The sequence below is a fragment of the Paenibacillus sp. FSL H7-0357 genome (assembly GCF_000758525.1).
GTDB lineage: Bacteria > Bacillota > Bacilli > Paenibacillales > Paenibacillaceae > Paenibacillus_AQ.
The window spans coordinates 6,349,021-6,361,746 of record NZ_CP009241.1; the positions used below are offsets into that span (position 1 = coordinate 6,349,021).

Below are 12,726 nucleotides of genomic sequence, written 5' to 3' on the forward strand. Positions count from 1 at the left end.
CATGATTACCCACCCGTTCAGGTGGAATCCCCCAATAAAATGGTATAAGCCCCCCTCGACTCACGTAAAGTACAAGTAGGCTTAACCATTCCCCATTAAAAAGCGCCACCCTGCGCCAGCGCAGAAACGGCCCTTTCGGAGGTGTATTCCGTGAAAACCGCACTGTGGCTGTATTTATTTCTTTTCCTGGCATTCTTTGATCTGCATGCCCAGTACCCCATTCTTACCCCCTTTGCTATCTCACTGGGGGCGGGACCAGCCTTCATCGGCTGGATGATGGGCATGTATTCCCTGACCCATCTTCCCGGCAACCTTCTGGCCGGGGTACTGGTTGACCGCAACGGCAGCCGCCGCTACATCGTCTTCAGCCTGACGGTTGCAGGCGCCATCCTGCTGCTCCAGGCCCACGCTCAGCTTCCCTGGCATCTGCTGCTGCTTCGGGCGGCCAGCGGCTTCGCCCTGGCATTTCTGTCCCCGGCCTGCATGACCCTGCTGGCTTCCCTCTCGTCAGATCCCATCACGCAGGGCAAGTATATGTCCGGCCATGGCATCATCCATACGCTGGCCTCGGTCGTATCGCCAGCTGCCGGAGCCTTTATCGTCCACCAGGCCGGGTATTCCGGCACCTTCAGCACCTTGGGCTGGCTGCTGATTGCCACTGGTGTGATGGCCTTCTTCAGTGTACCTAAGTTCTCCGGCAGTATGGCAGCTGCCAAACCATCACAGCCGCTGCAAGAGCACCAGGTTGCATCCGAAAAACCGCATTCATCCGTTACCAAGCGATATTATCTGCTGCCCTTTTTCGTCTCCTGCTCGCAGGGGGTACTGTTCTTTGAGCTTCCTTTGTCACAGGGGAGCAACGGGATCGTATCCACCGGGATTCTGCTTTCGCTTCTCAGCCTGGGGGCACTCTTGACGCTCAGCCTGTTTTTCCTGAACCGGCTCTCTCCGGTTGCTAGAATTGCTGTGGCACTGCTCGGGATGGCGCTGTGTTTCTTCGTACTTGCAGCATTCACCAGCATTCCCGCAGGTGTCGTCCTCTTCCTGCTGGGAGCAGCTAAAGGTGTACTGTTTCCGGCGATGGCTTCGCTGTTCATCAGTCTCGGGGCAGGCGGCCATCTGGGCCGCACCTTCTCGCTGCAATCCATTGCGATGTCTCTCGGCGCTTTTGCCGGACCGGTGGCTGCAGGACAGTTAAGGGACTTCGTTTCTCCTTATTTCATTGCATTTGTCTTGCTCATGACCGCACTTCTGCTGTTACCTCCAAGAGATACCGGAAAAAGCGCGGCCTACCGTGCGGACTTGAACAGCCATGCCGCTTGAGCCGGCAACAAAGGAGCTGCAATTCCCCGCATTTATCTATTGAAGATAATGATCAGTCCGCAGAATTAAATCTGCCAGTCAACCCCGCAGTCACCCGGCCTCTCCTTGAGCCGGGTGATTGTTGCTTTTTACGACATTTCCCGGGGAATGAACACATTTTGTCCCTCAGCTGTTAAAAATGACGAAGCTTAGGTAATATACTTAATAAGCATATGACCGTGTTCATTAACATGCTTAAGATCACAAATTCCGTCATTACCACTTATTATCCGGGGGGCGACAGATTATGTCCATTACCATCATTGTCGAAGGCAAAAACGACCGCAGCAGATTGCGGCGACTGCTGGCGCCGGAGGTCGACATCCTATGCACCTTCGGTACGTTGAATACACTCAAGCTGGAATCGCTGCGGCGTAAAATCGGAGACGGAGAAGTTTATCTATATATGGACAACGACAGCTCGGGTAAGAAAATCCGCGGAATTCTGCGCGATGCTTTTCCAGACGCGGTCCATATTTATACCCGGAAAGGCTATGCAGGGGTAGAAGGAACTCCCGATGAATACAATCTCACCCAGCTTGAAAAAGCGGGGTTGGAGGAGTACATCATCTATCCGCAGCCGCTGCCATTCCCGTTTCTGGAACCATAGCGGCAGCAAAAAAACGCCTTGTTCACCCTTCGCATGTAACCGGAGGATGAAGCAAGGCGTTTTTAAGTTCAATGCATTTTAATTGGGTGCCAGCTTCTTCAAAGCACCGGCAAGGAATTCAGGTGTCACATTTTCTGTATCTCCCGCATCATATAGTCCGCGCAACCGGTTCTCCGGGTCTACAAGACCTATAAGATTAGCGTGGGCAAAGTTATCCTTGTCATTTCCATAAATAAGCACTTTAAACGAATCGGCAGCCAACTGCCGCACCTGCTCCTGATCTCCGCGCAGAAAATACCAACCGTTATAATCGGCGTGGAAACGGTCTGCGAACGTCTTGATGGCCTCGCGTGTATCATTCTTGGGATCAAATGAGATGGAGACAAATTCCACATCCTTGCCGAAGCTGCCGTCCTTGACCAGCAAATCCTGGGTCTGTGACAGCATATAGGTAGTGATGGGGCATACATCCGGACATTCCGTAAAGAAGAAATAAACCAACCGTGCTTTCCCTTGCGTATCCGCAAGTGTTACTTGCTTGCCATCCACATTTTCAAGAGAGAAGTCCTGTACCTCCCCGATGACCGGCAGCTGCTTTTCCCCTAAATCCAAGGATTGAATCACTAAGTAAAGGGCCATTCCCAAAGCCAGGGCCAACAGCAGCCAGGTCCATTTGTAACGTTTCAAGGTATGCACAGGTGTACTCTCCCCCTCTTAAACGTGAGTCGTATTCAGCACAAGCACGATCAGACTGACAGTCAGGTAATTAATGGAGAAGAAGAAGTTCTTCTTCGCCCAGGCATCGTCATCCTTTGCTTTGAAGCCCGTCAATGTCAAGTACAGCCAGGCAACGGACAACGCGGCAGAAATAACAAGGTAGAATATCCCTGCATAATCATAAACGTACATCAGAACCGGAATCGGCAGCAGCAATGCCACATAGGGAATCATCTGGAATTTGGTGCGGCGTGTTCCCTTAACGACTGGAAGCAGCGGAAATCCCGCAGCTCTGTACTCTTCCTTCCGGCGGATGCCCAGAGCCCAGAAATGGGGCGGCTGCCACAGAAACAGCATTGCGAACAGCAGCCAGGCACCGAGATCCACATTACCTGTAACTGCAACATATCCGATAACCGGAGGCATGGCTCCGGAGATTGCACCTACAGATGTACTCCAAGTAGATGTTCTTTTCAGCCAAAGGGTGTAAACTACTACGTAAACGAACATGCCGAGTATGCCGAACAGCCCGCTGAGCACACCGGAGAATGCAAACAGCACAGCAAGACCGGCAATGCCAAGCCCGATGGCATAGAGCAGAACCGTATTCGGCTTGAGTCGGCCCGTAGGCAGTCCGCGTTCACGGGTTCGTTCCATCTTCATATCCAGGTCGCGGTCAAAATAATTATTAAATACACAGGCCGAAGCCATGACTAGCATTGTACCGAGCAAGGTCAGAATTAATCGGCCGTATTGCACGTCCCAGCCCGAAGCCACCCAGTATCCTGCAAAAGCAGCGATAAGATTGGAGCGGATAATGCCGGGTTTCGTCACTGTAATAAAGTCACGCCAGCTTGCACCTTCCTTGGGTGATTTGGCAGACATGGCTGCGGAATCGGAAGAAGCTTGATATCTCAATTGATTGTCCACGTTTGGTGTTCCTCCTTCTAAGGGACTTCTAACGTTCCGCCGGAGTCAAGAACCGTTTTATCGTTCTTAATTAAGAATTTTTACCACTCCGCTGTTAACTTTATCATATCAAACCGGGAAAGACTTTGACAATCATTGACCAAGATGTTCATCAATTTGACAATTACGTGAAAATATTTATTTCCTCCTCCCTAAATAACTGGACGCAAAATTGGGTAGTTATTAATAGAGAACTTCCGTACAAAGGAGATCTGACCAATGGATACTGCTACACATTTTGTTATGGGCCTGGGACTGGCCGGCCTTTCCTTCGTTGATCCCGCCGTCGCCTCCCATGGAACACTGGCCGGGGCTGTCATGGTAGCCACTGTACTGGCCTCGCAAGCACCGGATGCCGATACTGCGTTGCGTCTCAAGGACAATGCGCTTTATATCCGCAATCACCGGGGAATCACCCATTCCCTGCCATTCCTGCTGCTGTGGCCGGCTTTGATCACACTGGTGATCGGACCGCTATTCGGATTTACCGATGTACCTTCTCTTAGCCATATTGCTCTGTGGAGCTTCATCGGCGTAGCCGTTCATGTATTCTCCGATTTGTTCAACACGTATGGGACACAGGCCGCGCGTCCCTTCACAGAGAAATGGATTGCCTGGAATATTATCCACATCTTTGATCCGTTTATATTCGGCAGCCATGTAGCGGCAATTATTCTCTGGATCAGCGGGATGATTCCACCGGCACCTTTATTTATCACCCTGTATGCCAGTATCGTGATTTATTATATTTGGCGGACCCTCGTGCATGCCCGGATTACGCGCAATATCAAGAACAAAGATATGCATCATAATGCCGGCGACCGTTATTATGTCATCCCCACGATCTCGCCATCACGCTGGAATGTGGTCAAAGCCAAACCGGACGGCAGCTATAACGTCGGATTGCTGAGCGGCGGGCGGCTGGAATGGTTCAAACATGCGGTGTGCTCCACCCACCCCGCTGTAGAACATTCCAAATCCCATCCGGACATTCAGGCATTTCTTTATTTCACCTCATATGCTGTAGCCGAGGTCGAGGAATTGCCCTCCGGTTATATTGTACGCTGGGGCGATGTGCGTTATTTACACCGCAAGCAATTCCCTTTCGTAGCGGTGCTTGTAATGGATAACCAATATCATCCGCTCAACACTTATGTAGGCTGGCTCAGCAGCGAGAAACTGGATGAACGGTTCGCCATTGATCCGGGCTCCGTAAAGCTGTAGTCAATAGCAGAAGGCGTCCGGTTTCCGGACGCCTTCTTTGCTCTGCCATGAATTACCGCTCTTGACGCCTGTCGCAACATAAGGCACAATCACCATAAAGCGTTTTCAATGAATTTTAGATGTTTATTAAGCATCATTTATTACTGCATATTATATAGTTCCTTATATTACAAAAAAACTCCGCAGCACATAAGCGCTGCGGGATCATTCACTTACTATTATTAGAAAGGAAGGCTGGCAATTATGGGTAAAGGTCTGTCGCTTTGGTTCGCATGTTCTTCGATTCTAATGCTAACAGCTGCTTCTATCTCCATCAGCTTTAATATCTGGCTTGCGCTCCTGCTTGGCGTTCTCTGTGTCCTGAACATCGGCTGGGGGTTTATTCTCAAAGCCAGACTGAGACGCAAAGCGGAGGCAAGGCAGGCCTCTTAACGTAACGGGAGGAAGCCCATCCGTTCCTTAACGGCGGCAAGGTTCTGCGCCGCCACGATGCGGGCGCGTTCCGCACCTTCGGCAAGAATATCACCAAGCGTGCCGGAGCTGCGGATTTCATAATATTTCTGCTGAAGCGGCTCTAGCGCAGCCACCAGCACTTCACCAAGATCCTTTTTGAACCCTCCATACATTTGGCCTTCATAACGGTCGGCAATCTGCTGCAGGCTCATTCCCGAGCACTCGGCATAAATGCTCATCAGATTGCTGATTTCAGGCTTGTTTGCGGGATCATACACCACTTCACGGCCGGAGTCCGTCGTAGCACGGCTGATTTTTTTGCGGATCACATCCGGCGGATCAAGCAGTGCGATATAGCTGCCCGCGTTTGGATTGCTTTTGCTCATTTTTTTGCTGGCGTCGTCCAGCGACATAATGCGTGCGCCCACTTCAGGAATATACGGCTCCGGAACCGTGAAGAATTCCCCAAACCGGTGATTGAAACGTCCGGCCAGATCTCTCGTCAATTCCAAATGCTGCTTCTGATCCTCACCAACAGGTACGAGGTCGGCATTGTAAATGAGGATATCGGCAGCCATCAGCGATGGATAGACGAACAGGCCTGAGCCTACAGAATCCTTCCCGGAAGACTTATCCTTGAACTGGGTCATCCGCTCCAGCTCACCCATTGCAGTCAGCGTAGTCATGATCCAGCCCAGCTCGGCATGCTGTGGTACATGGGACTGCATATAGACATTTGAGATTGCCGGATCAATGCCTGCAGCAAGATAAAGTGCCGCTACCGATTCTGAATTTTCCCGCAGTGCGGCAGGATCCTGAGTAACAGTAATGGCATGAAGATCCACTACCATGAAAAAGCATTCATATTCTTTTTGCAGTTTTACGAAATTTTTGATCGCTCCGATATAGTTCCCGAGTGTCAGTGAACCACTGGGCTGAATGCCCGACAATACTTTTTTAGCCATCGAATTTCCCTCCATAAAATGTAATTTCCACTTTCGAAGAACACAAAAAGGCCCCACATCCGCAAGGGACGTGAGACCGTGGTACCACCCTTATTCGCTGCTCGAGGGTTCCATAGAGGACATCAGCAAACAGCCTTTGCTTCCGGTAACGGGGAAGTGCCGGCCGGTCTACTGAGGCTCTCCAGCCCGTTCAAGCGCGGCGCTCAAGGGTCCATTCATACGGAAGTGTCCCGCCGGTTCACATCAGCCACCGGCTTTCTGAAGGTGCAGTTCCCGCCTACTTGTCCCTGTCATCGCATTGTCATCGTTCATTAATGCATTCATCATAGAGCGATACTGAGAAGATGTCAAATCCGTTAACCACAAAAACATAAATCTGTTATGATAAGGTTATTCGCATTCTTTCAGATTAAGTTAAAGGAGCATATCTCTCATGAAACAGGTGACCAAAGGGCAGTGGGGCGGCTATGATACCTATATTTTGCATAGCTGCGAACTTGAACTCACGCTTTTGCCGCGACTGGGAAACAACATTATCTCCTTGTGGGACCGTAAGGAGAATCGGGAAATCCTGCGCCGGCCTGATGAAAGCGACATATCTTTTTATCTGCAGAAGCCTTACCATTTCGGTATTCCGCTCTTAGTTCCACCCGGACGAATCCGCAAGGGTCAATTTCAATTTGAGGGCACAAGCTACCAGTTTGATCAGAATACGGCCGGGGACAATCATATTCATGGACTGCACCGGACGCAGAGCTGGTGTGTCAGCGATATTGAAGAGGACGAAGAAGGCTGTGCGGTGACGACGGAATTCAATACCGGCGACGACGCTAACTGGATGAGGCAATTTCCTGTTCCTCTGAGATTCGAAATGACGTTCCGGCTTCAGGATGCCCGCGTTCAGCAAACGCTCAAGGTCACTCACTTAGGAGACACAGTCATTCCATTCGGGATTGGCTATCACACATGGTTCATGATTGACAGTGAACCCGGCCGCTGGAAACTGAATTTACCCGTAGAAAGCATTTATGAACTGAACAACGAGCTCCTGCCCAGCGGCAGCCTGCTGCCACTTGGTGATTTGGAATCCTTGAACCAAGGTATGAATCTTCAAGGTACTAATTTGGATACTGTGCTAAGGATCGGAAAAGAGCAGCCCGCAGAAGCCTTGCTGCTCCGCGATGACGGATATGGGCTTCGCTATACTGCAGACAAAGATTACTTCCGTCATTGGGTGGTATATACGAAAGGGCCTGCAGAGCAGTTTCTGTGCATCGAACCCTACACATGGCTGCCGGATGCTCCGAATATTCCAAAGAACCCTTCCTTTACAGGACTCATTACCTTGCAGCCCGGCCAGACACTTGCGCTTTCCAGCATGCTCGAAATACTCTATCCTTAACTTCTTAATTTCATATAATTACCATCCTTAAATTCTTTCGAAATCGTGCATGAATTCATCTCCTCGCGCTCATACTATCTTCACAACGGGCGAAGGAGGTGACACACATGGGTCAAGCAGGTCAACAAGGTCGTAGCAGCCGTAGTAATAACCTGGTCGTGCCTCAAGCGAATGCAGCGCTGCAGCAGTTGAAATATGAAGCAGCACAAGAGCTTGGAGTAACGATTCCACAAGACGGTTATTATGGTAACTACACTTCCCGCGAAACCGGTTCTTTGGGAGGATACATCACCAAACGTCTGGTACAACTGGCAGAGCAACAACTGTCCGGTCGTTCGTAGTCGCCTTATTATTAAGTGATTTATCCGGTAGGGCTAACGCCTGAAACGGAGTAGCTTCTCAGCCCGCCTGCGCTTCTCGTCGAAGCGCAGGCGGGCTTTTAGCTTGTGTAGCTATGTATAATTTCAGCCGTAATTTTGATCTGAATTATCAGCAGAATTACGGGGATAGCGGATCATCAGGTTGGCCATATTGTAATTGGACTCCAGGATCGCATCTACAACCACCATTCCCTGGCGGACGGCGAACTCATAGCTGATCTCACCATGCGTCCAGCGCCGTTTGTATTTCAGACTCTCCAGCGCCATAAGCCGGAAGGAGGATAACTGGCCTGAGTTCAGCCCCTCCTGCTCTTCCTTAAATACACCACTTCGTCCAGACAGCGGATTATGGCGGATCCCAAACTTACCGATGACATTATTTCTGATTTGCACAAAAACCGTGCCGGAAGACAGTCCAGACAATTCCTCTTGCAGTTCCTTGAATACCAAATCCATCTGTCTTGCCAGCGATAGCTCTTCTGTCCTGAGCATATTGTACCTCCTAAAAGTTTAGTGAGCATTGCTTCTTGAAGTTCTATTCTTCGTACAAAACTTGCTTCGTAAGCTTCCGCTTCGTTTTGTGAGAGCACTGCTTCTTGAATATTCTTCGTACAAACTGCCTTCGTATTTCTTTCCTAGCAGGCCTTATATAAGGCTTTAGGCTCATTATAGGGCAGTACTTTACAAGGTACAACATTATTCAACATAATTGGGTTAAAATCCCTATATGTGCGCAATATTTATTAAAAATCCAATAAATTCCACTATAAACCGATCGCTTTCGACACTGTACAGCGCAAAAAAAAGCCCCGATAAAGGGGCTTTTGCGTATTCACACCAATTCTGAGCGAATCGATTTCCATTCGACAAAAAATTCTCGTCTTAGTTCTGTCATATTCTCGGTCGATTAGTTTGTCATTGCAAGAAATTCGTTGATATCCGCTACAATCAGATCTACGGCTCCCTGCCAGAAATCCGGCTCTGCAAGGTCTACTCCAAGATGTTTGGAGACCAGATCCTCCAGTGTCATTACCCCTGTATCCCGCAGCAAATTATCATATTTGTCAGCGAATGAAGCCCCTTGCTCCAGCGCAAGCCGGTACAATCCCGTGCTGAACATATATCCTACGGTGTAAGGGAAATTGTAGAACGGCACATCTGTAATGTAGAAATGCAGCTTAGAGGCCCAGAAATGCGGGTGATACTCTGACAACACACCGCAGAAGGCTTCCTTCTGAGCTTCCTCCATCAGTGCCGACAACTCTTCCGCGTTCACAAGACCTTCCTTGCGTTTTTCGTAAAAGCGGGTTTCGAACAAGAAGCGGGCGTGGATGTTCATAAAAAAGGCAACGCTATTCTGAATTTTCGCCTCAAGCAGCGCCAGCTTCTCCTCCGGATCAGCAGCTGCCTTCACCTGTGCATCGGATACAATGACTTCTGCGAAGGTAGAGGCGGTCTCTGCTACATTCATCGCGTAATTCTGGTTGAACAGCGGCTGGTCATCCAGCAGGAAAGAGTGGTAGGCGTGTCCAAGCTCATGCGCCAATGTCGACACATTGGAAGGCGTGCCGCTGTATGTCATAAATATGCGGGATTCCTTGCTCTCCGGGAAGGAGACGCAGAATCCGCCGGGACGTTTGGCCGGACGATCTTCGACCTCGATCCAGTTATTGTCGAAGGCATGCTCAGCGAAATCCGCCAGCTTCGGACTAAATTTGCGGAATTGCGTAACAATGTCTTTTGCTGCCTGATCATAAGGGATTTTGCCGGAGGATTTACCGACAGGCGCTTCTACATCCACCCAGGCGAGTGCGTCCATACCCAGCAGTTTGGCTTTGCGCTGGAGGTAGGAGACAAGCGCCGGTTTGCTCTTGGTAATGACGTCCCACATCACGTCCAATGTTGTGTGCGACATGCGGTTGATGTCAAGCGGCTCCTTCAGCACATCCTCCCAGCCCCGGCCTTTGTACAACTTCAGCCGGAATCCTGCCAGATGATTTAGGGTATCCGCGCAATAATCCGCGGCTCCGCCCCAGGCTTCCTCCCATTTGCGGAACATGGCCTTCCGTACTTTCGGATCTTCATCATCCAGCTTATTGAAGGCCTGTCCGGCAGACAACTGTTTGGTTCCTTCCTCATCCTCATACGGGATTTGAATGGAGCCGACAATCGTTTCGTAATGCTCGCTCCAGCCATGATATCCGTCAACGGCGAGCTCAAGCGCCAGACTTTCCAGCTCCGGGCTCATCTTCTCGCGGGCTAAGTCACGGCTTTCGCTTAGTACGAAAGCAAGCGGAGCAATTTCCGGCCGGGCCATCCACTCCGTCCATACCGCATCCGACGTTTGACGCAGCACATTGTCAAATTGCGAACTGATGCCTTCGAAGCCGGCGCGCAAACCGGTCACTTTGGAGGATAACCGGACAGCACCCTTGTCCTGCTGATTCTGGGCACCCAGGCAGCCGGCAAATTCCGACGCCTGGATCAGACGTCCGGAGCAGCTCTGCAGCAATTCGATCACAGAATCCAGGGATTTGGTGGATTCGGAATCAGCCGGGGAGACGGAAGCGGCAACCTGCTGCCGCAAGGTCTCAATATCCGCTTCAAGCTGCTTCAAGAATTCTTCAAACTGGGGAGAGGATGAACCGCCCGGAAAAATAGACTCCAGCTCCCATGTCAGTGATAATGGTTGTTTCATGTCTTCCCACCATTCCTTTGCTCTGAATTGGTTTTCTTTGTATTTGGCTTGAAGCCATGGTAAAGTGAATTACGATAACCCCAAGCCTCTGCTTTCGAGGCCAAATAATCATATTTATTCTAATGGGTACCGCCATATGCTTCTGAGGCAGCTTTGTACGAAATGACTCTAAGCAGCTATGCTCATTAAACTTTTAGGAGGGCATCAACATGAAGCCACTGCAAATTTCACCGGAAACGGCTATCACTTTATCCAAACAGCTCGGCGTTCCCCTGGAACACTTGATGCATATGCCTCAACATATCCTGCTGCAAAAGATCGCTGAATTATCGAAGCAGCAAAGCGCTGAGACCGATGGTAAAGCTGCAGAGACGCCGCCAGCTGAGAAGGAAGAGCAATGATCCCTTTCAGCCATACCTGGCCTTATGACATTATTCTTGGAGATCTGTACGTGCAGTACTGCCCGTTCTGCAACTCGGAGAACGTGCTTCTCCCCATGAAACCTAAGGAACTGCAAATCGTGCGCGACGGCAAAAAGAAACTGCTTGTCTTTCCATGCTGCAGCACTAGCCCGACAGTCATCGACAACGATGGGGACTATCTGCTGTTTGACCGTGCGGTCCGCTGACCGCCTATGGTCTCCAATTCCCACAATCAGGCACACCTGCATAGCGCAAAAGCGAGTTTGTCGCTTTTGCGCTTTTTGCCGTTCATGGAGCTGCGCAAAAGCATCAGATTCCTGCAGACAATGTGTCCGGGTCAATATCTTCTCCACGCATTTGTTCGCGCAGCAGGGCCCACTGCTCGCGCGCAGCCCGGATCATCGCGGCATCGGTGATTCTCTGGTCGTTGATCAGACGTGAGAACCATTTCACCGCACTGTGGAACTCCCCAATACGGCGGTTCAGCTCGCCGATCAGATACATCAGCCGGGCGTCATTTCCACCCATCCCGTCATTCTCAAACACCTTTACATATTCATCCAGCGAATAACGCAAAAAGCGCTGCTCCTGCGCAGAATCCCCCTGGTAGCGGTACATCCAGGCAATATGATGCAGGAGGCTAGCGATAATCCGGTCTTTATCCTTGATGCTTTGAGCGCAAATCAATGCAAGCTTGTACGATTCAAGTGCGAGCTCCCAGCTGCGCTTCTCCCCGAAATCCCGGGTCTTCCAGCGGGTCCCCACCTGCTCATTAAAAGCTTTGCGCTGCCAGTCGACCAGCTTGTCGGCAGAGTTCTCTGTAGAGGCAAAGCCGCATTTCGGACAGACACGCACAACATAATAATCCGGATTTTCCTCCTTGTAATAGGAGCAGAAATCCGCATCCCGGCGTATTGCTCTTTTGAGGCTCGGACGTACCCGTGAGGTTGAGAATTCCTCTTCACAGTTGCAGCATATAACTTTAATCGAGTACAAAGGTATTAATTCTGGCAAATGCCCTCATCCTTTCGCGATCAACTGCTCCTTACTCCTGGGGCATGTTAACAAAATGGTGTGCAGGTCCTGCAAGCCGGCTGAGCACAAATGAACGCAGCGGTTCCTGAACACCGGTATCCTCCAGTGCTTCCTTCATACACCTAAGCCACTGCTCGGCATGTGCCGGCGTGATAGGAATATGCATATGCCTTGCTCTCATCATCGGATGGCCATGGAGCTCGGAATATAGCGCCGGTCCGCCGAAAAACTGACTGAGGAATTGATATTGCTTCTCCAGGACAGGAGTAATATCAGCAGGGAATAACGGGCTCAGCTGCGGATGAAGCTGCACCTTTGCATAGAATACTTCAACCAGACGGTGAAGCCCCTCTGCGCCCCCCAGATTGTCGAATAAGCTGTCATTTGGATTCATTGGAGGTTACCAGCTTTCTTTCATTTTAATTGAAGCGTCTGTTTTATTATACCAAAAAAAGCATTGCACCGTTAAACAATGACTTTAGGCTTATG

15 protein-coding genes are annotated in these 12,726 nt (G+C 50.3%); 8 read left to right on the top strand and 7 right to left on the bottom strand.

Annotation, left to right across the window (positions count from 1 at the left end; genetic code table 11):
- Positions 1–150 precede the first annotated feature (150 nt).
- Together H70357_RS28035 and H70357_RS28040 are read left to right on the top strand one after the other, a co-directional pair.
- Entirely contained in the window at positions 151–1,323 is a 1,173-nt protein-coding gene (locus H70357_RS28035; RefSeq protein ID WP_038596170.1) for an MFS transporter, read from the top strand.
- A gap of 286 nt (positions 1,324–1,609) precedes the next feature.
- Positions 1,610–1,972 carry a DNA primase gene (locus tag H70357_RS28040; RefSeq protein WP_038596172.1) on the top strand — a complete coding sequence of 121 codons (363 nt, stop codon included), beginning with the start codon at positions 1,610–1,612 and terminating at the stop codon, positions 1,970–1,972.
- 78 nt (positions 1,973–2,050) lie between these two features.
- Here the strand turns inward: H70357_RS28040 and H70357_RS28045 are convergent, their stop codons facing one another.
- Positions 2,051–2,668: an SCO family protein gene (locus tag H70357_RS28045; protein ID WP_038596174.1), complete on the bottom strand. Its 618-nt coding sequence runs from the start codon at positions 2,666–2,668 to the stop codon at positions 2,051–2,053.
- 18 nt (positions 2,669–2,686) lie between these two features.
- Complete coding sequence (gene cyoE / locus H70357_RS28050) at positions 2,687–3,619, bottom strand: heme o synthase (protein WP_038596177.1); 933 nt, start codon at positions 3,617–3,619, stop codon at positions 2,687–2,689.
- A 258-nt stretch (positions 3,620–3,877) separates the two neighbouring features.
- Between cyoE and H70357_RS28055 the strand changes: the two genes are divergently transcribed.
- Positions 3,878–4,882: a metal-dependent hydrolase gene (locus H70357_RS28055; RefSeq protein ID WP_038596178.1), complete on the top strand. Its 1,005-nt coding sequence runs from the start codon at positions 3,878–3,880 to the stop codon at positions 4,880–4,882.
- A 243-nt stretch (positions 4,883–5,125) separates the two neighbouring features.
- Positions 5,126–5,314: a hypothetical protein gene (locus H70357_RS28060; protein WP_038596181.1), complete on the top strand. Its 189-nt coding sequence runs from the start codon at positions 5,126–5,128 to the stop codon at positions 5,312–5,314.
- Here H70357_RS28060 and trpS read toward each other — a convergent pair.
- Positions 5,311–6,300 (bottom strand): tryptophan--tRNA ligase, encoded by a 990-nt coding sequence (trpS, locus tag H70357_RS28065; protein WP_038596183.1) that lies wholly within the window; start codon positions 6,298–6,300, stop codon positions 5,311–5,313. The two genes, H70357_RS28060 and trpS, sit on opposite strands and share 4 nt — an antisense overlap.
- A 433-nt stretch (positions 6,301–6,733) precedes the next feature.
- Here trpS and H70357_RS28070 point away from each other — a divergent pair, with 433 nt between their 5' ends.
- Both H70357_RS28070 and H70357_RS28075 read left to right on the top strand, forming a co-directional pair.
- Positions 6,734–7,702 carry an aldose 1-epimerase gene (locus H70357_RS28070; protein WP_038596185.1) on the top strand — a complete coding sequence of 323 codons (969 nt, stop codon included), beginning with the start codon at positions 6,734–6,736 and terminating at the stop codon, positions 7,700–7,702.
- Between the two features lie 107 nt (positions 7,703–7,809).
- Positions 7,810–8,043, top strand: coding sequence for an alpha/beta-type small acid-soluble spore protein (locus H70357_RS28075; RefSeq protein ID WP_038596187.1), 234 nt, complete (start codon positions 7,810–7,812; stop codon positions 8,041–8,043).
- A 123-nt stretch (positions 8,044–8,166) separates the two neighbouring features.
- On the opposite strand, the gene H70357_RS28080 is transcribed toward H70357_RS28075, so the two are convergent.
- Positions 8,167–8,574: a hypothetical protein gene (locus tag H70357_RS28080; RefSeq protein WP_038596189.1), complete on the bottom strand. Its 408-nt coding sequence runs from the start codon at positions 8,572–8,574 to the stop codon at positions 8,167–8,169.
- Between the two features lie 415 nt (positions 8,575–8,989).
- Positions 8,990–10,780 (bottom strand): M3 family oligoendopeptidase, encoded by a 1,791-nt coding sequence (locus tag H70357_RS28085; RefSeq protein WP_038596191.1) that lies wholly within the window; start codon positions 10,778–10,780, stop codon positions 8,990–8,992.
- Positions 10,781–10,989: 209 nt separating this feature from the next.
- Here H70357_RS28085 and H70357_RS28090 point away from each other — a divergent pair, with 209 nt between their 5' ends.
- Both H70357_RS28090 and H70357_RS28095 read left to right on the top strand, forming a co-directional pair.
- Complete coding sequence (locus tag H70357_RS28090) at positions 10,990–11,181, top strand: YycC family protein (protein WP_038596193.1); 192 nt, start codon at positions 10,990–10,992, stop codon at positions 11,179–11,181.
- Positions 11,178–11,408, top strand: a complete 231-nt coding sequence (locus H70357_RS28095; RefSeq protein WP_038596195.1) for a hypothetical protein — start codon at positions 11,178–11,180, stop codon at positions 11,406–11,408. The genes H70357_RS28090 and H70357_RS28095 overlap by 4 nt, the downstream gene beginning before the upstream one ends.
- Positions 11,409–11,511: 103 nt before the next feature.
- On the opposite strand, the gene H70357_RS28100 is transcribed toward H70357_RS28095, so the two are convergent.
- Positions 11,512–12,216 carry a DUF2225 domain-containing protein gene (locus H70357_RS28100; RefSeq protein WP_038596197.1) on the bottom strand — a complete coding sequence of 235 codons (705 nt, stop codon included), beginning with the start codon at positions 12,214–12,216 and terminating at the stop codon, positions 11,512–11,514.
- Between the two features lie 31 nt (positions 12,217–12,247).
- Positions 12,248–12,631, bottom strand: a complete 384-nt coding sequence (locus tag H70357_RS28105) for a globin domain-containing protein (protein WP_038596199.1) — start codon at positions 12,629–12,631, stop codon at positions 12,248–12,250.
- Between the last annotated feature and the right edge of the window lie 95 nt (positions 12,632–12,726).